This window comes from Aequorivita antarctica (assembly GCF_007997155.1).
Taxonomy (GTDB): Bacteria; Bacteroidota; Bacteroidia; order Flavobacteriales; family Flavobacteriaceae; genus Aequorivita; species Aequorivita antarctica.
The window spans coordinates 42,265-69,256 of the sequence record NZ_VORT01000002.1 but is presented as its reverse complement, the minus strand read 5'-3'; the positions used below and the strand labels follow the sequence as shown (position 1 = coordinate 69,256).

Here is a 26,992-nt window from a genome sequence, read left to right as displayed (position 1 = left end):
TTATGAAAAATCTAGCCCTAATTTTCAGCATCCTTATAATAGGATTTTCTGCAAATGCAACTTCTAACGAAAGTGAAAACAACCTCAGAAGAGGTTATGATGGCAACGCCTACATCTTTGTTGAAGGCGATGTAGAATTCTCCGTTTTCCCCGATGGTCAATTCGACTTTGTATATGTTGGGCCACAAACTGGTTCGCAAGTAACAATTAGCTCTCCAAACGTAAATATAAGTTTCAACTCAGGTTATGATTATGAAACTTATGTTCAATATGACGATTACGGCGCCGTGATTCAAGTGGAAAGTGTTCCCGTTTATTATGACGAGTATGGACGCATTACCCAAGCGGGAAATGTTGATATACGCTACAACGACAGACGTATTGTTCGCGTTGGTGGATTGAACGTAATCTATAACAATTATGGTTATTTCTCACATTGTACAGGCGTAATAAATATGTACAATCCTTATTATGTTTACCGCCCTTGGCACGTATATTACGCACCTCCCGTTTATACTCACTGCGTAGTTTATGACATGCCTTACAGAAGATATTACAGCCCTGTGCGTTATAGCTACCATGACCACGTGGTATATTACAAAAAAAGAAATCACGTAGCCTATCAAAACGGTCGAAGAGATTTCTATCGCCCAGGAAGTCGGGTTTATGATAAAAAAGGAAGATCTTCTATAAACAAGGAATACAATCCGAGCAGAAGAAACACTATGGTCGCTTCTAATAATTCACGTAACGATAGTTCAATACGAAGTAATAATTCGCGAAACAATGCTGTTAGCCGAAGCAGCAGCACTAATAGCAAAGGAGCCGCAAATGTTGATAGAAACTCACGTAACACTCGAAATACTTCTGAAAACGTTTCTCGTAATAACACCGTTAACTCGCGCAGTAACAGCACGACAAGGGCGAGTAACGATAACACAAACAGAAATGTTGAAAAAGGTAATTCTCAAAATAGCGTGAGAAATGCGCGGAGTGAAAATACAACCCGCTCAAATGATTCAAGAAATGCGTCTACAGCTAGAACAGTTCAAAAGCAACAAACTCGCACTGCTTCTTCAAACAACAGAAGCAGTTCTGCGACAAAAAAGACAACACAGGCTCCCAAAAGAGAAACAGCGAGCCGTAGTACAGTAAATAAATCCAGCACTCCTTCACGAAGCAGTTCCAAAGTGAAAACTTCAAGAGGTAATTCTTCAAGAGAAGTTAGCTCAGGAGGACGCGGATAAAAGATAGTTTTTTGGTTGGTTGAAAACCTTCGTGAATCTATATAATAACAGAGGATCGGAGGTTTTTTTTATTTAAGAACTAGGGAAGCCATTCTTTTCGTCAATTCCCTTCTGCTGTATTTCTCGATACCTTCGGAAGCAATTTTTAAATCTCCATTTTGGAATTGTTCATAGAGTTGAAGAATTTCAAGCTTTAATTCCTCATCATCCCAATAACCGAAAAAAGTACCAGATTTAGTTTCAGAAATAATTCCTTCGATATCACTTTCCTTTGGCCCTAAGGCAATTATCGGACGTTTAGCAGCCAAATATTCAAAGAGTTTTCCAGGAATAATGGCGCGAGTTTCAGCGCTGTTTATTTCAACCAAAAGCAGCACTTGGCTCTTATGTTGCAGTGTTAAAGCTTCTGAATGGGAAACATATCCCAAAAAATCACAATTCTCAATTAGCTGAAAACTTTCAAGACTTTTCTTTACTTCATCACTCACAACTCCAGCAAATTCAAGCCGTAAATCATTTTTGAAGGAATTATTTTCCTTGCAAATTTCAGCAAGTACTTTCCATAAAACTTCTGGATTTCGTTCGCTTAGTAACGATCCAATATGTGAAATCGAAAAGTTAGTATCCATCGTAAAATCGATTTTCTCTGAAACATCATAACCATTTGTAATTACAACGATGGGGGTTTCAGTAATCATCTCAAACTCTTTTTTTGTAGTTGGACTGGTTACCGTAATAATATCTGCCCGTTTTAATACCGATGCTTCCAACTCTTTGTGTTTTCGTTCCGAAGATTTGTTTAAACGAAGTGATTTATGGTAGTGAATCGTCGTCCACGGATCACGAAAATCTGCAATCCATTTTACGTTTAATTCTTTTTGAAGTTGCATCCCAATAAGATGTAGACTGTGCGGCGGACCTGTAGTTATTATAACATCCACCGGGTTTTTAGCAATATATTCTGAAAGAAATACAACAGAAGGGTTCACCCACCCCACACGAGCATCGGGTATGAAAAAATTACCGCGAACGTAGAGCATCAACTTTTCCATAGCCGAAACTTCCTTTTTTGAAATAATGCCACTGCTTATCTGCTTGGTTTTCTTTTTTGAAAAAAGCTTTGCGAAACGATATGGCTCGTTGATTGGCTGTTTTATAATTTCAATATCGAAAGGGATTTCAGAAGAAAAATTTTCATCAACCAAAGGATAGTTTGGGTTTTCAGGCACGTAAACAATGGGTTCCACACCAAATTCGCGGAAATATTTCACAAACTTCAACCATCGCTGTACGCCTGGACCGCCCGCTGGAGGCCAATAATATGTAATGATTAGGGCGCGCTTCATTTATACTTTTAATTCTTTTTTTCGAAAGGCGAAATATAAGCCACTCAATAAAATTAAAAGAAAAATGATACTGCTCACCAAAGAAATGGTACTTCCGGTTTGGATTACTTTCGGTTCAAATTTGAACTCTATTTTATTATTTCCGGGGGGAATTACCATTGCTCTTAAAACATAATCAGCACGGAAATATTCCGCAGGCTTTCCGTTAATATAAACATTCCAACCCTTCGGATAATAAACTTCCGAAAAGATTGCCAATTGAGCTGACTTTGTGGAAGCTTCATAAACTAAATGATTTGGCTTATAGCTGAAAAGTTCAATAGTTGCTGTGCTGTCCCTTTCTATTTTTTGGCTCGGTATTTTTGAAAGCAATTCTTTATTTATAATTGCCGTTTTTTTGGTATCCAAACTGTCCAAAAGCTGGATTTCTTCATTTGCATTTTCAGCAGGAAGCACATTTTCAACAAACCAAGCATCGCCGTTTGCATACGGGTTGCGCTGCGCTACTGCCCCACCGTTTTTGTTTTGGACAATAATATAGCGCACGTTCATCATATTTAGAATCCCGATGTTTCCTTTGCTTATGTAGAACTCGTTTAAATCCTGCATTCGCCCTGGTTTAGCTGCATGATAACCACCCAAAGCGTTGTGATAATAACTGGCGCGACCACTGTTAAAAGCGTTGGTAGTAGCGTCATAAACACGATAATGACCATCGTCTTCCAAGATTTGAATGTCAGCACCATTTTTTTGAAATGGTTCATCAACCAATTTTGCTTGCACGAAATCGTCTTCATTTACATACCTTCTATCAACGCCTACTAAATCAACTAATACCAAAACACAAAGCGCAGCAACTGCAAATCCTTTTTTGAGTTTTCCTTTTATAAAAAACCAAAGAACTGCAGCAGTCAAAAGCACAAATATCAAGGAACGGATTGCGTCAGAAGTAAAAAGTGACATTCTATCTTCGCGAATGGCCTCCAAAAACGGCAAGCCCATTTCATCTCTAAAATAGCTGTCATACGGACTCGCAAAATCGAAAAGTGAAGATTTGAAGAGAATAAATATTAAAGTAATTCCGCCAACAATTCCCGTAGAATATAGAAGAGCCTTTTTCTTTTCATCTTCCTTTTCAAATTGGCTGAAAAACTGGTGCAGTCCAACGATAGCAAGAATTGGAAGTATCAATTCAATAATAACCTGAATTGAAGAAACCGCCCTAAATTTATCATACAACGGCACATAATCTATAAAAAATTCTGTAAGTCCGCTGAAGTTTTTACCCCAAGAGAGAAGCAATGTTAAAACAAAGGCTGAAACGATCCACCATTTCAATCTTCCTCGAATTAAAAACAATGCTAAAACTGCAAAAAATATAATAATTGCTCCCACATAAGCAGGTGCACCCACAAAAGATTGGTCGCCCCAATACATCGGGATTTGGTTTAAAACTTGGTTTGCTTCCTGTGAAGAAGCACCCATCCGCATCATGCTTTCAACTGTTTTAGAATCTTTTGGAAATGCTTCGGTAGAACTTCCACCCATAAAACGGGGAATAAAAAGATTGAAGCTTTCCAGCTTTCCGTAGCTGTATTCGGTTATATAATCGAAATCGAGACCAGTTTTGTTGTCTTTTGGAGTACTATCAGCATTTACAGTAAGTTCGGTTTTACCACGTGTTGAAGTGTCTGCATACTCTTTAGTGGCTAAAATATTTGTGGCATTTAAGCCTATTGCTATTAAAACTCCAACAGCCATTACCCCAACTGCTTTAAAATAATGCGGTAATAATTTCTTTTTGAAAGCATCAATTGCATAAACGATGCCGATGATTACAACCAAAAGCATCAAATAATAAGTCATTTGGAAGTGATTTGCAACCAGCTCTAAAGCCATTGAAACCGTCAGCAATAAAAAGCCCCAGAGATATTTTCCACGAAAAGTGAGAAATATTCCGCTTAAAACAAACGGCATATAAGCTATTGCGTGGGCTTTTGCGTTGTGCCCAACGCCTAAAATAATTATTAAATAAGTTGAAAAACCGAACGCTAGAGCACCTAGAAAAGCCAATTTATAATCTACTTTAAGCACTAAAAATAGGATATACATTCCAATAAAATAAAGGAACAGATAATCCGCAGGACGAGGCAGAAAACGAATGGCAAGATCGAGTTGTTTAATGTAATTGTTTGGGTATTTTGCACCTAGCTGGTAGGTTGGCATTCCCCCGAAAGCCGCGTCAGTCCAATAGGTTTCTTCACCTGTAGCTTTTCGGAAATCGTTTTGCTGCTTTGCCATTCCTGTATATTGCACAATATCACTTTGGAAAATTTTCTTGCCCTGCAAAACAGGATTGAAATAAGCCAAGGAGGCAACGATAAACAAAATGAAAACAACTAAATGAGGAAGAAATTTTTTATAGTTGAACTGCATAATTGGGCTTGTGAATATGAAGTGGGGAAATTAGGGATTTTTTTGGAAACACGAAGCACGAGTGATTGGAAACACAAAGTACACGGGTTTGAAACATGAAAAAAAAGGATACACGAATCACGACGGTTGGATGCACGACTAACCAAAGAAACACAAACCACAACGGTTTGATGCACGACTTAAAAATTGTGTCTATTCGTCGTGGGTCAAAAAGTCGTGGTTCTAAACGTCTTTTATTCTACTTCCTCATATTCCACATATTCCCCAACTTTTTTACTAGATTGGGAATTTTGTGATGGGTTTTTATCAATAGTAATACTTCCCTCCTTTTCACGCTGTGAGTTCATATTTGGATTGTTTCCAAAAAATTGCTCAAACTGCTGCCCAGCTTTATTTGAAATATAGCGCATTAAATAAGGGGTGGCGAGCCTAATAAGAAACTTTAACCCAAAATATACCAGAAGAACGATTAATATCGTTTTTAGGAATGTTATCATAATTGTCAAATTCTTTTCAAAAATAAGAATTGATGTAGAAAAAGACGAATGTTCACTATTAAATAAATGGTAAATTCTTATATCTTTGAACTAAACCCATCTTTCCATGAATATCAAAACCCCCTTTCTATTTCTGCTGTGCTCTATTTCATTTTCAACCGTATTAGCACAATATACCGAAGAGATAAACACCAACCGGCCAGGCGGTTCACAGGGAGCTTTTTCGGTGGGCACCAACGTGCTTCAGTTTGAATCTGGATTTAGCTACGGAAAGGAGAAACACGATCTTTTAGAAACCGAGACCAATGGTTTGGCTATTGACTATTCCATTCGTTATGGTTTTTGGAAAGAGCGACTGGAAGTAAACCTTATGGGTGAGTTTCAATCGAACAAGGTTACCGATAATCGTTCATCATCAGCAAGAGAATACAGTCTTTCAAATTTTAAAAGCAATACCCTTGGAGCAAAATATTTAATTTACGATCCATACCGAAAACGCGATTTAGAGGGTCCAAATTTATACAGTTGGAAAGCTAATCACAAAACACAATGGGCAGACCTAATTCCTGCAATATCAGTTTATGCAGGAGCTAATTTTGATTTTGCAGACAATCCCTTCACTCCCGAATTAGAAGGTAAAATAAGTCCGAAATTTGTCCTTTCAACCCAAAATAATTTTATGGGTGGCTGGGTCTTTGTTACCAATATAATCGTTGACCGAGTTACTACAGATTTTCCAACTTATGGCTATATACTAACACTAACGCATGCCACCAATCGCTGGTTCTCTGTTTTTCTTGAAAACCAAGGTTTTAAAAGTGATTTCTACTCAGACCAATTGCTTCGCGGCGGCGCGGCGGCATTGATTAATGAAAATTTACAAGTGGACCTTTCCCTTACTTATGGTTTTAAGGATACCCCTTCAAAATTTTATGGACGTGCCGGAGTTGCCTATCGATTCGATATGCACGACACGGACGAATATTTGGAGGATAAAACTATTAAAGAAGAAAAGAAGAAGGAAAAAGCAAAAGATAAAAAAGAAGAGCGCCAAGAAGAATTGAATTTGGATGAAAACGGCGAAAAATAAGGTTTTATATATGATAACAATAAAACAACTAACCTCCAAAAGTGATCTTAAAAAGTTTGTCACTTTTCCTTTTAAGCTTTATAAAGAAAGTAAATACTGGGTTCCATCCTTGATTAAGGATGAAATGGAGACGTTAGATTCTAAAAAAAATCCTGTTTTCAAAAATGCCGAGGCTTGGTATTATTTGGCTTATAAAAATGATGAAATAGTTGGGCGCATCGCTGTTATTTTAAACCATTTGGAGGTAAACGAACAGGGAAAGAAAAAAATTCGTTTCGGTTGGCTTGATATGGTGGACGATATTGAAGTAACCAAAGCGCTTCTGGAAAAAGCATACGAAAAAGGTCGTGAGCACAATTTAGAATATGCAGAAGGCCCCGTAGGTTTCAGTAATATGGAAAAAGCTGGAATCCTCACTATGGGGTTTGAAGAAATGAACACCATGATTACTTGGTATCATTACCCATATTACGCTGAACATCTGGAAAGACTCGGTTATGAAAAGCAGGCAACTTGGGTGGAATACCGATTAAAGATTCCAGAAGCAATTTTTGAAAAGGTGGCGAAATTTTCCAAAATTATACGAGAACGCTACAAACTTTCAGTAATTCGTTTTAAGGATAAAAAAGAAATTCTTCCTTATGTGGATGAGATGTTCGGTTTGTTGAACAAGACCTACAATACGCTTCAGACTTTTGTACCCATTCAGCAATATCAAATTGATTATTACAAAAAAAAATACTTCAGTTTCATTCATCCAGATTATATCTGCTGTATAAAAGATGAAACCGGAAAACTGATTGCTTTCTCAATAGTGATGCCTTCCTTTTCCATAGCCTTGAAAAAAGCAAACGGAAAACTGTTTCCAATTGGCTGGAACTATGTGCTTCAAGCACAGAAAAAGAACGATACCGCCGCTTTTTATTTAATAGGAATTGACCCCGAATACCAAGGAAAGGGTGTTACGGCAATTATATTTGAAGAGATGCAATACCTTTTCAACTCCAAAGGAATACATACCGTTGAAACCAACCCTGAGTTAAAGGAAAACACTGCCGTACAGTTGCTTTGGAAGGATTATAATCCTATGCAGCATAAGGAGCGGAGTACTTTTAGGAAAGATATTTAATTGAAAAATCCACCATAGAAGGTGGATTTTTCAATATATAAATTTAACTTCTTAGATTTTCTCTCCCATCGCTTCAGCAACAGCCGCAGAAAGACGTTTGTAAATTCCATTCTCCAATCGCTCACGGATTGCTGAAAACGCTTCCAAGGTCTCTTCAATATCTTGTAAATTATGTGAAGCTGTCGGAATCATTCTTAAAAGAATCAATCCTTTTGGAATTACTGGGTAAACAACGATTGAACAGAAAATTCCGTGGTTTTCACGAAGGTCTTTTACCAATGCCATTGCTTCTGGAATACTTCCCTTCAAATAAACTGGCGTTACGCAACTTTGCGTTGTTCCAATATCAAAACCTCTCTTTTTTAGTCCGCCTTGCAGTGCGTTTACGTTCTCCCAAAGTTTTTCTTTCAATTCAGGCATAGTGCGAAGCATATCCAAACGCTTCAAAGCACCTTCCACCAAAACCATCTGTAATGATTTTGCAAACATTTGTGAGCGCAAATTGTATTTTAGGTAATTCATTATTTCTTCATCACCAGCAATAAATGCTCCTGTACTTGCCATTGACTTTGCGAAAGTGGCAAAATACACATCAATTCCATCTTGTACACCTTGTTCCTCACCTGCTCCGGCTCCTGTTTTACCAAGAGTACCAAAACCATGTGCATCATCCACAAAAAAGCGGAATTTGTACTTTTTCTTAAGTTCAATAATTTCTTTCAATTTTCCTTGCTCCCCGCGCATTCCGAAAACACCTTCAGAGATAAGAAGAATTCCACCGCCAGTTTTTTCGGCAACTTTTGTAGCGCGCTGTAGGTTTTTTTCGATACTTTCCATATCGTTGTGCCTGTAGGTGAAGCGTTGCCCCAAGTGAAGGCGAACCCCGTCAATAATACAAGCATGGGCATCAACATCATAAACAATCACATCGTCTTTTGAAACCAGTGCATCTATTGTTGAAACCATTCCTTGGTAACCAAAATTCAGTAAATATGCCGCTTCTTTACTCACAAATGCTGCGAGCTCTCTTTGAAGTTGCTCGTGAAGATCTGTGTGACCGCTCATCATTCGGGCGCCCATTGGATAAGCTGAGCCCCATTTGGCAGCTGCTTCGGCATCTACTTTTCTAACTTCGGGATGATTTGCAAGACCTAAATAATCGTTGATACTCCAAGTGATTACATCTTTGCCCTTAAATTTCATCCTATTGGAAATGGGACCCTCCAGTTTTGGGAACACAAAATAGCCTTCCGCTTGTTCAGCCCATTTTCCCAAAGGGCCTTTATCTTTATAAATTTTATCGAATAAATCTCTCATCAACGTTTATTGTTAAAATACGGGACAAAATTAATTAAATTATTGTAAGATTTTAGGTTTTGGACATGAGATTTTAGAAAGCAATCAACTTAAAAATCAAAAATCCCGATGGCGAATACCAATCGGGATTTAAAAAAATCTATTTTGTAATTTATTTTATATATTCAATTTGATGAATTTCAGCAGTTTCGGAATCGAAGAAACCTTGCTGTTGCATCCATTCGTCATTGTAAATTTTACTCATATAGCGAGAACCGTGATCTGGGAAGATTACAACAATGTTGCTGTTTTCGTTAAATTCACCTTCTTCCTCAAGTTGTTTTATACCCTGCATAGCTGCGCCGCTGGTATAACCTACAAAAAGTCCTTCTGTCTTTGCAAGCTCGCGTGCGGTATGCGCACTGCTCTCATCAGTTACTTTTTCAAACTTGTCTATAATATTGAAATCTGTAGCGGTAGGAATCAAATTTTTTCCTAAACCTTCAATGCGGTAAGGATAAATTTCATTAGCGTCAAACTCTTTGGTTTGATGGTATTTCTGAAGAACCGAGCCGTAAGCGTCAATTCCGATTACTCTAATATTTGGATTTTTTTCTTTTAAGAAACGTGCCGTTCCAGAAATGGTTCCTCCAGTTCCGCTGCATGCTATCAAATGTGTGATTTTTCCTGCGGTTTGTTCCCAAATTTCAGGGCCAGTGGTCAGATAATGCGCATCAATGTTTAGTTCGTTGAAATATTGATTGATGTAAACCGAACCTTTTATTTCGCTGTGAAGTTTTTTTGCTACTTCGTAATACGAACGTGGATCATCCGCACTAACGTGAGCTGGGCATACATATACCTTCGCGCCCATTGTTTTCAGCATATCAATTTTATCCGCCGAAGATTTTGAACTTACCGCCAAAATACATTCGTATCCTTTAATAATGCTTACCATCGCAATACTGAAACCGGTATTTCCACTTGTGGTTTCAATAATGGTATCGCCTGGTTTAAGGATTCCTTTTCTTTCGGCTTCTTCAATAATATAGAGTGCAATACGGTCTTTGGTAGAATGACCAGGATTGAACGCTTCTACTTTTGCGAAATAATTACCCTTCATCTTTTGGGTAATTTTGTTAAGCTTTATCAACGGTGTGTTACCTATAAGTTCCAACACGTTATTGTGGGCTTTTATTTCTTCTTTCATAAAGAGGGAGTTCGTTTTAAAATGACTTCAGTTTGAAACTGAAAATTTTAACCGCACAAAGGTAAGCAAATATTTTTATTACTTCTTAATTCCTTCCAAATCCAATAAAAAGGCATAATCCATCGCTACTTCCTTTAAAGCTTCAAAACGCCCAGAAGCCCCGCCGTGTCCTGCATCCATATTCGTTTGTAATAAAAGAATGTTATTGTCGGTTTTTAAATCTCTAAGCTTGGCAACCCATTTTGCAGGTTCCCAATATTGCACTTGGCTGTCGTGTAGACCAGTTGTTACAAGCATATTTGGATAGGCTTTCACTTCTACATTATCATACGGTGAATAACTTTTCATATAATTATAATATTCCACCTCATTTGGGTTTCCCCATTCGTCATATTCGCCTGTGGTTAATGGAATTGAATCGTCGAGCATAGTCGTAACAACATCCACGAACGGAACTGAAGCTATTATCCCGTTATATAACTCGGGAGCCATATTCGCAATGGCACCCATCAAAAGTCCGCCAGCAGAACCACCAGAAGCGTATAGATGTTCTTTGGAAGTATAACCTTCGGCAATCAAATATTTTGAAGCATCAATAAAATCAGTAAAAGTATTTTTCTTTTTTAGCAGCTTGCCATCCTCGTACCATTGTCTTCCCATATACTCTCCACCACGAACGTGTGCGATTGCAAAGATAAATCCGCGGTCCAAAAGACTTAATCTTACAGTTGAAAAATATGGGTCAATCGTGGCTCCATATGAGCCATAACCGTAAATCAATAATGGGTTTTTGCCGTCTTTTTTGATTCCTTTTCTATATATAACCGACATCGGTATTTTGGTTCCGTCAGAGGCCGTTGCCCATAAACGCTCGGTTTCATAATTATTTTTATCAAACTTGCCGCCCAAAACCTCAGTTTCCTTTAAAACTGTTTTCTCTTTGGTTTCCATATTGAAATCAATAACCGAAGCAGGCGTATTCAATGAATTGTATCCGTAACGCAATATTTTTGTATCGAACTCTGGGTTTTGCGAGGAATAGGCTGTGTAGGTTTCGTTATCAAAAGGAAGGTAATAATCTTCTTTACCATCCCATTTTTTTATACGGATTTGCGTAAGCCCGTTGTTTCGCTCACTAACAACCAAATAATCCTTGAAAATGTCAATGTCTTCCAACAAAACATCGGTTCTGTGCGGAATCATATCAACCCAATTTTCTTTGGAAGTTTTACCTTCCGAAGTTTTCATCAATTTAAAATTGAGTGCTTTATCTTTATTGGTCAAAACGTACCAATTGTTTTCATAATGCGAAATACTGTATTCCAAACCTCTTTCACGCAGTTGAAATATTTTAAATTCCCCCATTGGATTATTGGATTCTAAAACACGATATTCTGAAGTAAGCGTACTGTAACAACCGATTACGATAAATTTTTTCGACTTTGTTTTGTAAACATAGGTTCCAAAAGTTTCGTCTCCTTCAGTAAAAACAAGTTCATCCGTAATTGGGTCCGTTCCCAAAATGTGACGGTAAATTCTATCTGCTCGAAGGGTTTTTTCGTCCTTTCGAGTGTAAAAAAGTACTTTGTTATCGCTATCCCAGGTAGCGCTTCCAGTTGTTAAAGGAATTCTTTCTGGATAAATTTCGCCTGTTTCAATATTTTTAATGAAGATGTCGTATTTCCTTCGGCTTAAAGTGTCAACACCAAAAGAAACCAGTTTGTTGTCTTCGGAAACATTCAGCCCGCTAAGATTGTAATAGGAATGGTCTTTCGCCATTTCATTTACGTCAAAAAGAATTTCTTCTGTTGCGTCCAGCGAACCTTTTTTTCGCGTATAAATCGGGTAATCCTTTCCAGTTTCAAAACGAGTTATATAATAATAACCGTTCAGTTTGTAAGGAACAGATTCGTCATCTTCTTTTATTCTTGCCTTCATTTCCTCAAAAAGATCTACTTTGAACTTTTTGGTGTTTGCGGTCATCTCCTCATAATAATTGTTTTCTTCCTTTAAATAGTCAATTACTTTTTCGTCTTCGGGATTGTTGAGCCAATAATAATTATCAATGCGAACGTCGCTTTGGGTTTTTAATTCCTTAGCGATTTTTTCGGCTTTTGGGGGAGTAATTTTCATAATAGCTGTTGAAGTTTCCTGCGCATTTATTGAAGCTGCAAAAATAAGGGAAGCAATTGAAACTAAGGCGAATTTTTTCATCATTATAAGGTTGTTGAATAGCGAGACAAATTAGTAAATTTGCAGCAAACTAAAACAAAAAAATATGTTTGGAGATTTAATGGGAATGATGGGCAAACTGAAAGAGACACAGGCAAAAGTGGAGGCCACAAAAAAACGATTGGATACAGTGCTTATTGACGAATGTAGCAGCGACGGACTTTTGAAAATAACGCTAACCGCAAACCGAAAAATTAAAACTATTGAAATTGCTGATAGCCTTTTGGAAGACAAAGAACAGTTAGAGGATTACCTAGTTTTGACATTGAACAAGGCCATTGAAAAAGCCACAAACGTAAACGAAACCGAAATTGCTGCAGTTGCCAAAGATGGAATGCCAAATATTCCAGGGTTGGATATGTTTAAATAAATAATGAAATTATTAATAAAAAAGCTTTCAGTTATTTTTAAAACATCTCGTTTTTCACGATATTGAGCTTTCAAATATTCAGTAATCTTTAAACACCTAAATTATGTTTGAACTCAAAAAAAGCGGTGATAAATTTCACTTTACTTTAAAAGCAAGTAACGGGCAAGTAATACTCTCAAGCCAGATGTATGCTACTAAAGCTTCAGCAATGAACGGCATTGAATCTGTTCAAAAGAACTGTGGAAAGGATGACAGTTTTGAAATGAAAACTGCCAAAAACGGGAAAATCCATTTCAATATTAAAGCTACAAATGGTCAGATTATTGGCAGTAGCCAAATGTATGCTGCAGAAAGTGGCGCTAAAAATGGAATTGAATCTGTACGCAAAAATGCTCCTGGAGCTTCTGTAAAAGAAGTGGAGTAATTTTTTTTCATAAATGAAATCCTTGGTTCGCCGAGGATTTTTTTATACCTCAAACCTTTTCAAATGTTAAATAAACAAATTTGACACACTGAGCTTGTCGAAGTGTCGAATTAACCAATCTCAGCATGCAACTATTAAACAACTGGCGCATCATCATCCTTCTTTGCCTCACGCTGGGGCTGGCCCCTTTCCTCCCAGAGCCACACATTTGGGGGAAACTAAAATGGATTGCTGGCGGTGCCCAAGGGATGCAAGCCGCAGATTGGTTCGATGTTTTGTTCCATGGATTGCCTTTCGTCCTCTTGATTAGATTATTGATACTTAAGCTAGTTCCGACCAAAAAAGCTTGAGTTCATAAAACTATTTCTTTTCAAAAATCACCTGTGCAAAGCGTTGTGAAACACCCTCAATTTCGCTATTTTTGCAAATATCAAAACCATTTCTAATGCAGACAAACCCAAAAACCAACGGAGAGATTTCTTTTGACGATTTTAAGGAAACCGTTATTAACGATTATAAAATAGCAGTAACCAGCCGTGAATGTAGTTTGTTGGGCCGTCGCGAAGTGCTTACCGGTAAGGCAAAATTTGGAATTTTCGGTGACGGAAAAGAAGTGCCACAACTGGCTTGGGCCAAAGCATTTAAAAATGGCGACTGGCGTAGTGGGTACTACAGGGACCAAACCTTTATGATGGCCATTGGAAAGCTGACTATTGAACAGTTTTTTGCAGGGCTTTATGCACATACAGACATAAAAGCAGACCCAATGAGCGCGGGAAGACAAATGGGAGGCCACTTCGCCACTCACAGTCTGAACGAGGATGGTAGTTGGAAAAACCTTACACAGCAAAAAAATAGCAGTGCCGATATTTCACCTACTGCGGGGCAAATGCCACGTTTGCTGGGCTTGGCACAGGCTTCAAAGATTTTTAGAAACATAAAAGGAATTGAAAACAAAACCAATTTCTCCATCAATGGTAACGAAGTTGCTTGGGGAACTATTGGAAACGCCAGCACCAGCGAAGGCCTTTTCTGGGAAACCATAAACGCCGCCGGTGTTTTGCAAGTGCCAATGGTAATGAGTGTTTGGGACGATGAATACGGAATTTCAGTTCACGCAAAATATCAAACCACCAAAGAAAACATTTCTGAAGTATTAAAAGGGTTTCAACGCAATGAAGAAGAAGATGGTTACGAAATAATCCGTGTAAAAGGTTGGGATTACCCCGAATTGATCGAGGTTTACAACCGTGCTTCAAAAATTGCAAGAGAAGACCACGTTCCCGTTTTAATTCACGTGCAACAGTTAACCCAACCACAAGGCCACAGTACTAGCGGCTCTCACGAACGCTACAAAAGCAAGGAACGTTTGGAATGGGAAGCAAAATACGACTGTAACGTAAAAATGCGCGAGTGGATGATTAGTAGCGATATTGCCACGGAAGAAACCCTCGTAGAAATTGAAAACGATATAAAGAAAAAAGTTCGCGATGGTAAAAAAGCGGCCTGGGCGGCTTTTCTAGCTCCTCAGAAAAATGAGCAAGAGGAAGCCATTTTATTGCTTGGCAATTTAGCTGAGAACAGCGCAAACAAAAATTTCATTGAAAAAATAAAAAACGAATTGGCTTCTGAAAAAGAACCACTTCGTAAAGATATTATCGCCTCAACCAGAAAAGCGCTGCGCTATGTGGTGGGCGAAGATTCTTCAGAAAAGAAACAGCTTCAGGATTGGATTGAAAATTATTTCGAAATAATTCAACCCAAATACAGCGCGCACCTTTATAGTGAAGCAAAAGAGAACGGAAAAACCATAAAAGAGGTACTTCCCTCCTATGCTAAAGATGCAGAAGAAGTAGATGGACGTTTAATTATTCGTGACAACTTTGATGCTATTTTCACAAAACATCCCGAAGTATTAATTTTTGGGGAAGACAGTGGCGAGATTGGCGACGTAAACCAAGGTTTGGAAGGCATGCAAGAAAAATACGGCAAACTAAGAGTTGCCGATGTTGGAATTCGTGAAGCTACAATTCTCGGTCAGGGAATTGGGATGGCATTACGCGGACTGCGCCCTATTGCTGAAATTCAATACTTAGATTATATATTGTATTGCCTCCAGATAATGAGTGACGATTTGGTAACCACGCGCTACCGCACAAATGGCACCCAAAAAGCACCATTGATTGTTAGAACCCGTGGTCACAGACTAGAAGGAATTTGGCACAGTGGTTCGCAAATGGGAGGTTTAATCCACTTACTACGCGGAATGTATATTCTTGTGCCGCGAAATATGACCAAAGCTGCAGGTTTTTACAACACTTTGCTTGAAACTGACGAACCTGCATTGGTTATTGAATGTTTGAACGGCTACCGTTTAAAGGAAAAAATGCCGAACAACCTCGGCGAACTTAAAACCCCAATTGGTGTTGTTGAAACCATTAAAGAAGGAACAGATATTACTTTGGTTTCTTACGGAAGTACATTGCGAATTGTAGAAGAAGCCGCAAAAGAGCTGCAACAAGCAGGAATAGATGTCGAAATTATTGACGTGCAATCTTTGCTTCCTTTAGATCTTAATCACGATATGGTAAAAAGCGTAGCCAAAACTAACCGTTTACTCGTTATTGACGAAGACGTGTCTGGTGGGGCTTCAGCTTATATACTTCAAAACATTTTAGATGTTCAAGGTGGATACAAACATTTAGACAGCAAACCACAAACGCTTGCCGCTAAAGATCACCGTCCCGCTTATGGAACGGATGGCGATTATTTCAGCAAACCTTCTGTGGAAGATGTTTATGAAAAGGTTTATGAAATTATGCACGAGGTAAATCCCTCAGAATTTCCAAAGCTTCGTTAAGCATAGCTTTAAGAATAATTTTATTTTTTTTAGTTTAAAAATTTATATTACTTTAGTAACTCATTAAATAAATAAAAACGAGTTTATGTTACATTTCAGCCTAAATACAAATAATAATAACGTGCTGCCGTAACAAAAACTTGTCGCGATATACAGCCCGTCAGGTTTTTTTCCTGACGGGCTTTTTTTTTACTTATAAACGAACCATTTAAAAATTAGAGATTATGTGTGGAATTGTATGTGCATTCAAACTTAAAGAGCCCGCAGAGGCACTCAGACTTCAAGTATTGTCAATGGCAAAATGTATCCGTCACCGTGGGCCAGACTGGAGCGGAATTTTTAGTAACGACAAAGCTATTATGGCGCACGAGCGGCTTGCTATTGTAGATCCCACTTCAGGAAAGCAACCGCTTTTCAGCAGTGATGGCAATCTGGTTTTGGCCGCCAATGGCGAAATCTATAATCATATGGCACTTCGCAAACAATTCAAAAACTATAACTTTCAAACCAAGAGCGACTGCGAGGTAATCCTTCCTTTATACAAAGAAAAAGGCGCTGGGTTTTTAGATGAAATGAACGGCATCTTCGGCTTTGCGCTTTATGATATTGAAAACGATAATTACTTTATAGCCCGCGACCATATGGGCATTATTCCTTTGTATATAGGCTGGGACCAAAACGGAACCTTTTATGTTGCTTCAGAATTAAAAGCTTTGGAAGGTATATGCACAAAAATTGAGCTCTTCCCTCCAGGCCATTACTTGGACAGCCGCGAAGGCGAACTGAAACGCTGGTACTCCCGTGATTGGATGGACTATGAGAACGTAAAGAACAATGCAACCGAAATCGCCGAGCTTCGCAAAGCTTTGGAAGCCGCCGTACACCGCCAACTGATGAGCGATGTACCTTATGGCGTTTTACTTTCTGGCGGATTGGATAGCAGCATCACTTCTGCCATCGCAAAGAAGTATGCCGAAAAGCGTATTGAAAGCGAAGACACTGAAGGTGCTTGGTATCCACAGCTCCATAGTTTTGCTATCGGACTTGAAGGCAGTCCTGATCTTGCCGCCGCACAAAAAGTGGCAGATCATTTAAAAACCGTACACCACGAAATAAAATTTACAATCCAGGAAGGAATTGATGCCATTCAAGATGTAATCTATCATCTGGAAACCTATGATATTACCACCATCCGCGCTAGCACACCTATGTATTTAATGGCGCGTGCCATCAAAGCGATGGGCATAAAAATGGTACTCAGTGGCGAAGGCGCTGATGAAATTTTTGGAGGTTATCTCTATTTCCACAAAGCGCCAAACGCAGAGGAATTCCACAAGGAAAACGTGCGCAAACTGGACAAACTGCATATGTATGATTGCCTGCGCGCCAACAAATCGCTGGCTAGTTGGGGGATTGAAGGGCGCGTGCCTTTCCTCGATAAAGAATTTATGGACGTAGCCATGCGCATCAACCCACAGGACAAAATGATAAACGGCGAACGCATGGAAAAATGGATACTCCGCAAAGCTTTTGAAGATATGTTGCCTGCAAGTGTGGCTTGGCGCCAAAAGGAACAATTTAGTGATGGCGTGGGCTACAGTTGGATAGACACTTTAAAAGAAATGGTAAACGAAAAAGTAACCGACGAGCAGTTGGCAAACGCCAAATACAAGTTCCCGCTACAAACGCCAAGCAGCAAGGAAGAGTTTTATTACCGAAGCATTTTCGCTGAACACTTTCCAAGCGATACCGCGGCGCTGAGCGTGCCTTCAGTACCCTCTGTGGCGTGTAGCAGCCCCATTGCGTTGGAATGGGATGCAAGCTTTAAGAATATGAACGACCCAAGTGGACGGGCTGTTAAAAATGTGCATGCGGATGCTTATGGGAAATAGTGAACAGTTACAAAAATGATAGATATTTAAGTTACTGGCTTTTTATGAATTTTCATAAGAAAACGTTTATAAGTTCGCATAAGTTAAATTTCAATAGGTAAGGTTTTTGGGTAAATTTGAGAGAAATAAAAAGCATTTTAGAAATGAATAGACTTGTAATAGTAGGTAATGGTTTTGATTTAGCACATGGATTACCTACATCCTATGCAGATTATATGGATAATTTTTGGGAATCATTGCATAAAAATTATAATGATGATTTTATAAAAAAAATGGTAATGGTCAATGATAGTTATAATGGTTTTTTAACTTATGAGGATTATCCCGTCAAGAATTATAAAGACTTAGTTAAGAATATGGTTGGATATGCCAAAGAATATGGTATGAAATTCGAACCAACTAGAAATGTTCTATATGGACCAAATTCCTCAGCAACAAGAATTTTTGAATTTAAAAATGATTTTTTTAAAATTATTACTTTAGAATCAGTTAGTAAATGGGTAGATATCGAATATATATATTATGAAATTTTAATTGGTATTGTAAATCCAGAAAAAAATAAACATAACTACAAAGGGACTATATCTAAGTTAAATCGTGAGTTTGACGATGTAAAAAGTACTTTAGAATTTTTTTTAAACCAGATGGTTTTAGAAAAATTTGATTTTAATAATTTATCTAGAAATTCTTCCGAATTGTTGGAACATTTTCGCTTGTATGTGCGCCATCTTTCAAAAATTAAGGATCACCCATATTTTAATGAATTTCCTCCAGAAGACAAGAAAGGGATAATAGAATTTGATGAATTATTGTTGGCAAGTAGAAATGAATATCAACAAAAAGAATTGGACTATTTGCCTGATAATCTTTTTCTAAACTTTAATTACACATCTAGCGTAGAGAAATATATAAAGCTAATAAACGCTCAGATTGAGAGTTATGGAACCGCTTCACAAATTCATATTCATGGTGAAATTAATTCTAAAGAAAATAAAATAAATTTTGGATTTGGAGATGAAATGGATGACCATTATAGTGTTATTGAAAAAACTAACGATAACCAATATCTAACAAACATTAAATCATTTTAATATTTACATTCTTCAAATTATAGACAACTACTTAACTGGATTAATTCAGATAAAAAATTTCAAGTATACATTTTTGGACATTCCTGTGGTTTATCAGATCGTAAATTACTCAATACTATTTTCGAAAATTCAAATTGTCGTTCAATTAAAATATTCTATCACAAAAATGGAAACGGTGACAACTACACTGAATTGACTCAAAATATATCTCGTCATTTTAATAAAAAAGCATTGATGAGAGAAAAGATTGTTGATAAAACCTTGAGTGTTGAACTTCCTCAAAATATTAGGTTTACCGAAAAGAAAAATTAATACACCATAGCTGACACGAGCGTCCCATTCGTTAAAGGTTTATTATCATTTCAACCCAATGGGTACAATATTCCTTTGCCATTTTTATTCCACACAGATTTCCAAAATGGAATGATTTATTGATTATCTTTAGTTTAAGCAATTCACATACAGTGCTTTGAAATTGTTTAAATAATCTTCAAATATTTAAAACATGAAAAGAAAAGGATTCATTGCAGGGCTTCTTGTGTTTATAACACTACCAATGTGGGCATTTTCACCACTTGAAAAAATTACAAAAAGAAAAGACAAAGGGTTTAAAATAAGTAGCGGCGAAGGCAGATTGCACGGCCACTTAAAACTAAAAGGCGTAAATGCCAATATTTTGGACGTAAAAATTTCCGGCAAAGATACCGATGGCGACTTGGCGATTTTTGAGCAGACTTCGCTTTCGCAAGGTCGAGGAACGCCACTGCATATCCATAATTCGCAGGACGAAATATTCTATGTTAGGGAAGGTGCATACTATTTTCAGGTGGGCGATGAAAAGTATGATATGACCGTAGGCGATAGCATATTTTTACCCCGCAAGGTGCCACACGCTTGGACACAAAAATCTGAAACCGGTAAAATGACCGTGATTGTGCAACCCGCTGGAAAGTTGGAGGATTTTTTTGTAACAATGGCGGCATTGGATCACGAACCTACCCAAGAAGAAATCAAAAAGATATTTGCTGATAATGATATGGATGTAATTGGGCCACCATTGAAATTGAAATAGAACAATTCTCTAATGTAGCAAAGCTTTCCATGGTCTGTTTCAAAATTAAATGTTTAAAAAAGTTTATCAAACCACATAAACGTTTACTCCATAGAAAGCCCCATCAACACAAGAATCCAAATAATACTGCCAACAATAAGTAATATTAACTGCCGAGCATTAAAGCTTTCGGTGTCCCTCACCTCATAGCCAACACTATTACGGATGCCAAAATTTAATGCTTCCACCGCAGGCAAGAAAAACAAAAAGGAAAGAAAGGAAATCAGAAAATAAGGCTCTGGCAACTTCCCCGCAAAATTTAAACCTATTACCCCAAGAAAACACCCAATCGACGAAAAGGTTTTTTTATAGCCTTTAGACTGTGCAAACTCCTGCACCCTATCAAAAAGACCATTCAAAAAGAAGATGGCAAAAAGGGCACGTGGCACTGGCATTATATCTAGGTTATCCTTCTCTTTAAAAAACTTCCAGGTTTTATACATCCACCAAATAGCGTAAAGACCAAAACTGATAATGCTAAGGATAACAAATTTTTGAAGCGTGACAATTTCTATTTTGGTAGTTTCGGTATCGTTAAGCGTAATAGTTTCTTCCATAGATGAAGGTATTTGTTTAAGAAAAACAAATATATCTTTTTATATAAAAAAATGCTATTTCAGAGGAATATTTTAAAACTTACCTATCTTTAAAAAACCTAACCAAATCGCTAAGCTATGAGTATGTTCCATTACTATGACTTCAAAGATTCTGAAGTCTTCATTTTTGATAATTTCCTCGTCAATCAGATAAAGGAAGGAGTCACCGTAATTCCTGCCCACAATGATAAACTGCGAAAGGTGCTAGATGATCATTTTGCAAACAAAAAAATAGTGTATATCTCAAACAGACATTTCAATTACGCTGTAGATCCCCTCACCTATCTAGAAACCTCAAAAATCCACAACCTTGTGGCCATGGCCATAGTAGCCAATACCGAGATGGCAAAATCAAACGCCAAACTGGAAAGCATGTTCTACAAAAAGAAATTTGAAATCTTCGACACCCTAAGCGAAGCAATGGGCTGGGTTCAAAAACAATTGGCAGAAAGTGAAGCCACTCATGGAAATTAACCAAAACGTTTCACTACTCACTTCTCAATACTCAATACTCAATACTAAATTAAGGCAACCACTTCTTATCAAAATTCGGCTTCCGTTTTTCAAGAAAAGCATCACGCCCTTCTTTTGCTTCGTCCGTCATATAGGCAAGACGGGTAGCTTCGCCTGCAAAAACCTGCTGGCCCACCATGCCATCATCAGTTAAATTCATAGCGAATTTCAACATTTTTATTGAAGTTGGACTCTTCGCAAGGATTTCCTGCGCCCATTCGTAAGCTGTATTTTCCAATTCATCGTGCGGAACCACAGCGTTCACCATCCCCATTTCAAAAGCTTGCTGTGCGCTGTAATTTCTTCCGAGGAAAAAGATTTCGCGCGCCCGCTTCTGCCCTACCATTTTGGCTAAATAGGCACTTCCGTAACCGCCGTCAAAGCTGGTAACATCGGCATCGGTCTGTTTAAAGATTGCGTGCTCTTTGCTAGCAAGAGTAAGATCACAAACCACATGCAAACTATGTCCACCACCAACAGCCCAGCCTGGAACAACACAAATAACTGCTTTCGGCATAAAGCGAATCATACGTTGCAAATCAAGAATATTCAATCTGTGATATCCATCATCCCCCACATATCCTTGATGTCCCCGCGCCTTTTGATCACCGCCACTACAAAAACTATACACGCCATCTTTGGAAGAAGGTCCTTCCGCAGAAAGCAGAACAACCCCAATGGACGTATCTTCCTGTGCATCGTGAAAAGCATCTAGCAATTCGAAAGTGGTTTGTGGGCGAAAAGCATTGCGCACATCGGGCCTGTTGAAAGCGATTCGCGCCACGCCATTTGATTTTTTATAGGTTATATCAGAATATTCTTTAACGGTTTTCCAGTTGGGTGAAGACATAATTATTACTTTTGTTTCCAAAGATATAAATTGTTTGTGGTTTATGGTTTGTTGTTTAGCCGTTGAAGACCACAAACTATAAACAATAAACCCAAAACAAAAATGAAACATTTTCTTCTCTTCTTCGGAATTCTTTTCACATTAAACCTAACTGCCCAAGAGGCTTATAAATTCACAACCGTTACAGACCTTGAAACAACGCCCGTAATAAGTCAAGGAGCAACAGGAACTTGCTGGAGTTTTAGCAGTACTTCTTTTTTGGAAAGCGAAATCATTCGCCTTACAGGAAAACCTATTGATTTAAGTGAAATGTACCAAGTGCGAAATACCTATCCCGCAAAAGCTGAAAATTATATTATGCGGCAGGGACGAACCCAATTTGGCGAAGGCGGATTGGCGCACGATGTGATGAATTCCGTAGAAAGAAATGGTTTGGTTCCCGAAGAAGCCTTCAGTGGTTTGTTTTTTGGGGAAACCACTTACAACCACGCAGAAATGGCTGCGGTACTAGAGGCCATGCTTAAAACCTACGTAGATAATCCAGGTAGGAAACTAAGCAAAAAGTGGAGGGCGTCAATTGAAAGTATTTTGGACATTTATATTGGAAAAAACGTCAACAGTTTCACTTTTGAAGGAAAGCAATACACTCCGCAAACCTTTTTGGCAATGACCAAAATTCAACCAGCGGATTATGTGAACATCACCAGTTTTACCCAAGCACCATTCTATTCAAAATTCATTCTGGACATTCCTGACAATTGGAGCAACGGCAGTTTTTACAACGTGCCATTGGACGAAATGATAGCGACCATAGACAATGCTTTGGATAAAGGTTTCACCGTAGAATTGGATTGCGATGTAAGCGAGCGCACTTTTTCATCTAAAGATGGTGTGGCGATTATCCCGGAAAATGCTGATAATAATGTGAAAGCACTTCAAGGCATCTATCCAGAAAAGAAAATCACCCAAGATTACCGTCAAGATGAGTTCGAAAACTATGAAACCACCGACGACCATTTAATGCATATCACAGGAATACTTCGCGATCAAAACGGTACTAAATATTACAAAGTAAAAAACAGTTGGGGTACAGATGAGACTCGTGTTGCCAACGGCGGTTATGTGTATTTCAGTGAAGCATATATGCGCTTAAAGGCCATAAGTATTACCGTCCATAAAGGTGCACTACCAAAAAATACAGCTAAAAACTTAAGTTTATAATAACATAACCCTTTCATCCTCTAGAAAGCTGAAAGGGTTCTTAATTTTATTTATAAACTATCAACCATATACAGCATTCTAACCTCTTTAAAGTTGGCTCAACTTTTGCTATCTTTGTGGAGATGAAAAAATTGCTGCTTCTTTTATTATTCTTTCCGCTAATACTTTCGGCCCAGCTGGATTATGAGTCCAATAAATTTAAATTGGATTTTGTGAAACTACCTGAGGTTGAAAGTTTAATGAGTATTTCCCTACCTTCTAATTCAAGTTTTTCCAAAACAATTCCAAAAAAACTTCCTTCTTTTAAATTGAGCAAAGAAAACTACAGAGAGGCTGTAAGTATGTTTGACGTGATGGCCACAAACGAAAGCTACGTAAAATCTGACATTAAAATTTCTTTAGATCCAAAAGAATATGGTGTTTATGGCGGTAACAGCAGTTATACCGCAGATGGCTCAACGGCCGTTAAAAACATTTCCTATAAAGAGTCCCGAGGATATTTAAGACCAGAGCTTATGCCGTATACTTACGGTTTTTACCAGCGCCCTACTAGGCGTAGCGGTTTCCATGTAGGCTATGGGATTTATGGAACGCCTTCACAATAATTCTATCCCGTCTTCCTTAATCGTAATCTGCTTGTCTTTATAGAGCGTGCCAATTGCTTTTTTGAAACTTTTCTTGCTCATCCCCAACATATTCTTAATAGTATCTGGGTCTGATTTATCGTGAAGTGGCAAAAACCCTCCAGCTGCTTCCAATTCTTCACGAATAAAGTTTGCATTGGGCTCAATGCTTTTGTAGCCCGGCGTTTGTAGCACAATGTCAATTTTATTATCCTCACGAATCTTTTTAATATAAGCTTTCATACGGTCGCCCGTGCGAATGTCTTCAAAAATATCTTCAATATAAATCAATCCTTTGTGAACACCGTTTACAATAACATTTGCGCCTTTTTCCGTTAGATGTGTAACCAAAATTGCTACTTCTTGAAAAGGTTCAACAGTCAATGTTTCGTTTTGAAGAAAATGATTTGTCTTGCTGGAACCCACCAAACGATTGGTTTTCTCGTCTATATATAGGTAGACAATGTACCAATTACCTTTTTTCATTGGGCGCGCCTGTTCTTTAAAAGGAACGAAGAGTTGCTTTTCCAATCCCCAATCCATAAAGGCGCCATATTCCGTTACATCGCTACAGTGTAGGTATCCAAATGTGTTCAATTGCAAAAAAGGGTCCAAAGTTGTGGCAATGGGCCGCTCTTCGTTATCAAGATAGATGAAAACCGAAATTTTATCGCCAATTTCATATTCTTCTGGCTTATATCTATGTGGCAAAAGCACTACATTTTCCTCATCATCGCCCAAATAAAGACCCGGTTCGGTTTCCCGAAGAATCTCTAAAGTATTGTATTCACCCAGTTTTATCATAGTTGCAAAGGTACTATATTATTGTTAAAAAATAATAGAACACGTATATACAAATCAAACTTAAAATGTAAATTCACGCTGAAATGGAAAAAATTCATATACATAATCTTCCTCCTGGTTTCCGACTGAAAAAAACGTTGGAAACAGAGATTGGAATGGTTTATTTTTATGAAAATATTGTTGTTTTCGAAGCAAAAGAAGGCATTATTATGTCATATAAAACTGGTTTTTCCATTTTGCTTAAAGGTCTTAATTATTTGGGAGCCAAACCATGGGTTTATCTTTCAAACAGAGTGCATTCTTATTCCATCAAGCCTATGGATTATAAGTACCTAAACAAAGTACCTACTTTACGGGCTGTGGGAGTTGTCAATTACTATGAGCTAGGTCATTCCAATGCCGAACTGGAGGCTAAATTCTGCAAAAAACCGTTCCAAATGTTTGATAATCTTACTGAAGCCGTTGTTTGGGGCAAGGGATATTTATAAAATAAACTTGAAGTAATCCAAAAGCACTTTGTCATTCACTGTTGAAGGCGTGAAGATTTCCAACAAGGCAGGACCATCATTCTTACTGAAGAAATCGTTAACCTTTTCTAAAAGTTCTTCTTTCTTGAAAATAGTTTGGTATTTGAAACCGTACATTTCTGAAAGTTGTTTTGCACTTAAATTGTGTTTCGTTTCAAAAAAAGTGTCAAAAAGCTCTGTATCCTTTTCTCCAGGAAGTATTCTGAAAATACCGCCACCACCATTGTTCACTACTACTATTTTGAAATTTTTAGGAATATAATTATTCCAAAGCGCATTGCTGTCATAGAAAAAACTAAGATCGCCCGTTAAAAAAACAGTCGGTAGTTTTGAAGCGTAAGCCGCTCCCACTGCAGTGCTTGTGCTTCCATCAATTCCGCTAGTTCCTCGATTACAAAATACTTTTGCTGAGGTGTTTATATCAAAAAGTTGCGCATACCGAATAGTAGCACTGTTGCTCAATTGCAGCTGGACATTTTGAGGAAGTTGTTTAAATATTTCAGAAAAAACCATGAAATCTGCATATGGAATTTCGGATACGTAGGTTTCATGGCGTTGTAATCTATGACGTTTTATTGCAAGCCACTGGTTTCTATAATCAGTTTGCACCGGCACGGTCTTTAGAAGAAATTCAGCTAAAAAAGAATTAATACTTGTTTTGAAATGATGTTTCAAAACAAAAAAAGTATCGTATGCTTTTTTTGAATCTACATGCCAGTGTTCTCTTGGTGAAAAACTGCGTAAAAATGCTTTTATCTTCTTTGAAACCACCATTCCGCCAAAGGTGAGCAATATATCGGGTTGTAGTTTCTTGAAATCCTCGTCCGTTAAAGGAGCGATAAGTTGATCAATTGCTGAAATGAAATTTATATTGTGAAGATTTGAAGTGGTTTCTGTCAAAACCAAAACGCTTTCATCTTTTGCAAGTTGCTCCACAAAGCGCTGTTCCAAACTATTTGGAGGCAAAACTCCAACCAATACTATTTTACGTTTGCTGCTACTCCATTGCTTGATGAAAGGGTTTAAATCTTCCTTCAAAGTTTCAACATCCATTCGTGGTATTACGTTCTGCGGCCAAACTAATTGACTTTCCGTGGTATGGTATAAAGGTTCTGTAAAAGGAATGTTGATGTGTACTGGCCCGTTCAGCTCTATTGCCGTGTTCAATGCAATATTTATTTCGGTTTCATTTTTAATCTGAAATTCCTCGCCTTCGATGCAATTGGCACTATAAAGAATGTGGTTTTCAAAAACATTCTGCTGGCGAATGGTCTGTCCATCACCTATATCAATTCGATCTAAAGGTCTATCCGCAGCAATGACCACCAATGGAATATCGCTGTAAAATGCTTCCGCTACGGCGGGATAATAATTGAGTAAGGCAGATCCAGAAGTGCAAATAACAGCCACTGGCTTTTTTATTTGCTGTGCCATACCCAAAGCGAAAAACGCAGCACAACGCTCATCTACAATACTGAAGCACTTAAAGTCTGGATGTTCTCCAAAACCAATTGTGAGCGGGGCATTTCGTGAACCAGGCGAAATTACAATATGTTCAATGCCCTTGTCAAAACATAATTGTACGAGAGTCTGGGAGAGGATTTTGTTTGAAAATTTCATGCTGCAC

At 38.0% G+C, this 26,992-nt stretch carries 23 protein-coding genes; 13 read left to right on the top strand and 10 right to left on the bottom strand.

Translation table 11 applies throughout. The features are described from left to right. The first annotated feature begins 2 nt into the window (after nt 1-2). Nucleotides 3-1,247 (top strand): hypothetical protein, encoded by a 1,245-nt coding sequence (locus tag ESU54_RS02885; protein ID WP_111843645.1) that lies wholly within the window; start codon nt 3-5, stop codon nt 1,245-1,247. A 68-nt stretch (nt 1,248-1,315) separates the two neighbouring features. On the opposite strand, the gene ESU54_RS02880 is transcribed toward ESU54_RS02885, so the two are convergent. From ESU54_RS02880 to ESU54_RS02870, 3 genes are all read right to left on the bottom strand, one after another. Then, a complete protein-coding gene (locus ESU54_RS02880; RefSeq protein WP_111843644.1) occupies nt 1,316-2,593 on the bottom strand; it encodes a glycosyltransferase family 4 protein in 1,278 nt (425 codons plus the stop codon). After that, a complete protein-coding gene (locus ESU54_RS02875; RefSeq protein WP_111843643.1) occupies nt 2,594-5,029 on the bottom strand; it encodes a YfhO family protein in 2,436 nt (811 codons plus the stop codon). 233 nt (nt 5,030-5,262) lie between these two features. After that, complete coding sequence (locus ESU54_RS02870; RefSeq protein ID WP_235004540.1) at nt 5,263-5,526, bottom strand: DUF4834 family protein; 264 nt, start codon at nt 5,524-5,526, stop codon at nt 5,263-5,265. 106 nt (nt 5,527-5,632) lie between these two features. Between ESU54_RS02870 and ESU54_RS02865 the strand changes: the two genes are divergently transcribed. Continuing rightward, nucleotides 5,633-6,616 (top strand): transporter, encoded by a 984-nt coding sequence (locus ESU54_RS02865; protein WP_111843642.1) that lies wholly within the window; start codon nt 5,633-5,635, stop codon nt 6,614-6,616. 10 nt (nt 6,617-6,626) lie between these two features. After that, on the top strand, nt 6,627-7,745 hold the full coding sequence (locus tag ESU54_RS02860) for a GNAT family N-acetyltransferase (protein ID WP_111843964.1): 1,119 nt from the start codon (nt 6,627-6,629) through the stop codon (nt 7,743-7,745). Between the two features lie 51 nt (nt 7,746-7,796). Here the strand turns inward: ESU54_RS02860 and ESU54_RS02855 are convergent, their stop codons facing one another. The 3 genes from ESU54_RS02855 to ESU54_RS02845 form a co-directional block, all read right to left on the bottom strand. Further along, nucleotides 7,797-9,062, bottom strand: a complete 1,266-nt coding sequence (locus ESU54_RS02855; protein ID WP_111843641.1) for an aminotransferase class I/II-fold pyridoxal phosphate-dependent enzyme — start codon at nt 9,060-9,062, stop codon at nt 7,797-7,799. A 151-nt stretch (nt 9,063-9,213) separates the two neighbouring features. Beyond that, nucleotides 9,214-10,251 carry a PLP-dependent cysteine synthase family protein gene (locus ESU54_RS02850; protein WP_111843640.1) on the bottom strand — a complete coding sequence of 346 codons (1,038 nt, stop codon included), beginning with the start codon at nt 10,249-10,251 and terminating at the stop codon, nt 9,214-9,216. A 78-nt stretch (nt 10,252-10,329) separates the two neighbouring features. Further along, nucleotides 10,330-12,468: a S9 family peptidase gene (locus tag ESU54_RS02845; protein WP_111843639.1), complete on the bottom strand. Its 2,139-nt coding sequence runs from the start codon at nt 12,466-12,468 to the stop codon at nt 10,330-10,332. Nucleotides 12,469-12,529: 61 nt separating this feature from the next. Here ESU54_RS02845 and ESU54_RS02840 point away from each other — a divergent pair, with 61 nt between their 5' ends. From ESU54_RS02840 to ESU54_RS02805, 6 genes are all read left to right on the top strand, one after another. After that, nucleotides 12,530-12,853, top strand: coding sequence for a YbaB/EbfC family nucleoid-associated protein (locus ESU54_RS02840; protein ID WP_111843638.1), 324 nt, complete (start codon nt 12,530-12,532; stop codon nt 12,851-12,853). A gap of 103 nt (nt 12,854-12,956) precedes the next feature. Next, the gene (locus ESU54_RS02835; protein ID WP_111843637.1) at nt 12,957-13,277 is read left to right on the top strand and encodes a YegP family protein; all 321 of its coding nucleotides are present in this window, start codon (nt 12,957-12,959) and stop codon (nt 13,275-13,277) included. A gap of 445 nt (nt 13,278-13,722) precedes the next feature. Continuing rightward, a complete protein-coding gene (locus ESU54_RS02825; RefSeq protein WP_111843635.1) occupies nt 13,723-16,137 on the top strand; it encodes an alpha-ketoacid dehydrogenase subunit alpha/beta in 2,415 nt (804 codons plus the stop codon). A gap of 224 nt (nt 16,138-16,361) precedes the next feature. Beyond that, on the top strand, nt 16,362-18,029 hold the full coding sequence (gene asnB, locus ESU54_RS02820) for an asparagine synthase B (protein WP_111843634.1): 1,668 nt from the start codon (nt 16,362-16,364) through the stop codon (nt 18,027-18,029). A 143-nt stretch (nt 18,030-18,172) separates the two neighbouring features. Continuing rightward, nucleotides 18,173-19,120 carry an AbiH family protein gene (locus ESU54_RS02815; RefSeq protein WP_111843633.1) on the top strand — a complete coding sequence of 316 codons (948 nt, stop codon included), beginning with the start codon at nt 18,173-18,175 and terminating at the stop codon, nt 19,118-19,120. Nucleotides 19,121-19,625: 505 nt separating this feature from the next. Continuing rightward, nucleotides 19,626-20,192, top strand: a complete 567-nt coding sequence (locus ESU54_RS02805) for a cupin domain-containing protein (protein WP_111845534.1) — start codon at nt 19,626-19,628, stop codon at nt 20,190-20,192. Between the two features lie 83 nt (nt 20,193-20,275). Here ESU54_RS02805 and ESU54_RS02800 read toward each other — a convergent pair whose 3' ends face one another. Next, nucleotides 20,276-20,788 (bottom strand): DUF4234 domain-containing protein, encoded by a 513-nt coding sequence (locus tag ESU54_RS02800; RefSeq protein WP_111845535.1) that lies wholly within the window; start codon nt 20,786-20,788, stop codon nt 20,276-20,278. Nucleotides 20,789-20,905: 117 nt separating this feature from the next. Between ESU54_RS02800 and ESU54_RS02795 the strand changes: the two genes are divergently transcribed. Beyond that, nucleotides 20,906-21,301 (top strand): hypothetical protein, encoded by a 396-nt coding sequence (locus tag ESU54_RS02795; protein WP_111845536.1) that lies wholly within the window; start codon nt 20,906-20,908, stop codon nt 21,299-21,301. Between the two features lie 49 nt (nt 21,302-21,350). Here ESU54_RS02795 and ESU54_RS02790 read toward each other — a convergent pair whose 3' ends face one another. Beyond that, on the bottom strand, nt 21,351-22,190 hold the full coding sequence (locus tag ESU54_RS02790) for a 1,4-dihydroxy-2-naphthoyl-CoA synthase (RefSeq protein ID WP_111845579.1): 840 nt from the start codon (nt 22,188-22,190) through the stop codon (nt 21,351-21,353). A gap of 102 nt (nt 22,191-22,292) precedes the next feature. Here ESU54_RS02790 and ESU54_RS02785 point away from each other — a divergent pair, with 102 nt between their 5' ends. Continuing rightward, nucleotides 22,293-23,411 (top strand): C1 family peptidase, encoded by a 1,119-nt coding sequence (locus tag ESU54_RS02785; RefSeq protein WP_111845537.1) that lies wholly within the window; start codon nt 22,293-22,295, stop codon nt 23,409-23,411. Nucleotides 23,412-23,533: 122 nt separating this feature from the next. Beyond that, entirely contained in the window at nt 23,534-24,016 is a 483-nt protein-coding gene (locus ESU54_RS02780; protein ID WP_111845538.1) for a hypothetical protein, read from the top strand. Here the strand turns inward: ESU54_RS02780 and ESU54_RS02775 are convergent. Beyond that, the gene (locus tag ESU54_RS02775; protein ID WP_111845539.1) at nt 24,008-24,838 is read right to left on the bottom strand and encodes a CvfB family protein; all 831 of its coding nucleotides are present in this window, start codon (nt 24,836-24,838) and stop codon (nt 24,008-24,010) included. The two genes, ESU54_RS02780 and ESU54_RS02775, sit on opposite strands and share 9 nt — an antisense overlap. 83 nt (nt 24,839-24,921) lie before the next feature. Here ESU54_RS02775 and ESU54_RS02770 point away from each other — a divergent pair, with 83 nt between their 5' ends. Continuing rightward, a complete protein-coding gene (locus tag ESU54_RS02770) occupies nt 24,922-25,326 on the top strand; it encodes a hypothetical protein (protein ID WP_111845540.1) in 405 nt (134 codons plus the stop codon). Here ESU54_RS02770 and menD read toward each other — a convergent pair. Next, complete coding sequence (gene menD, locus ESU54_RS02765; RefSeq protein WP_111845541.1) at nt 25,321-26,985, bottom strand: 2-succinyl-5-enolpyruvyl-6-hydroxy-3-cyclohexene-1-carboxylic-acid synthase; 1,665 nt, start codon at nt 26,983-26,985, stop codon at nt 25,321-25,323. The two genes, ESU54_RS02770 and menD, sit on opposite strands and share 6 nt — an antisense overlap. Between the last annotated feature and the right edge of the window lie 7 nt (nt 26,986-26,992).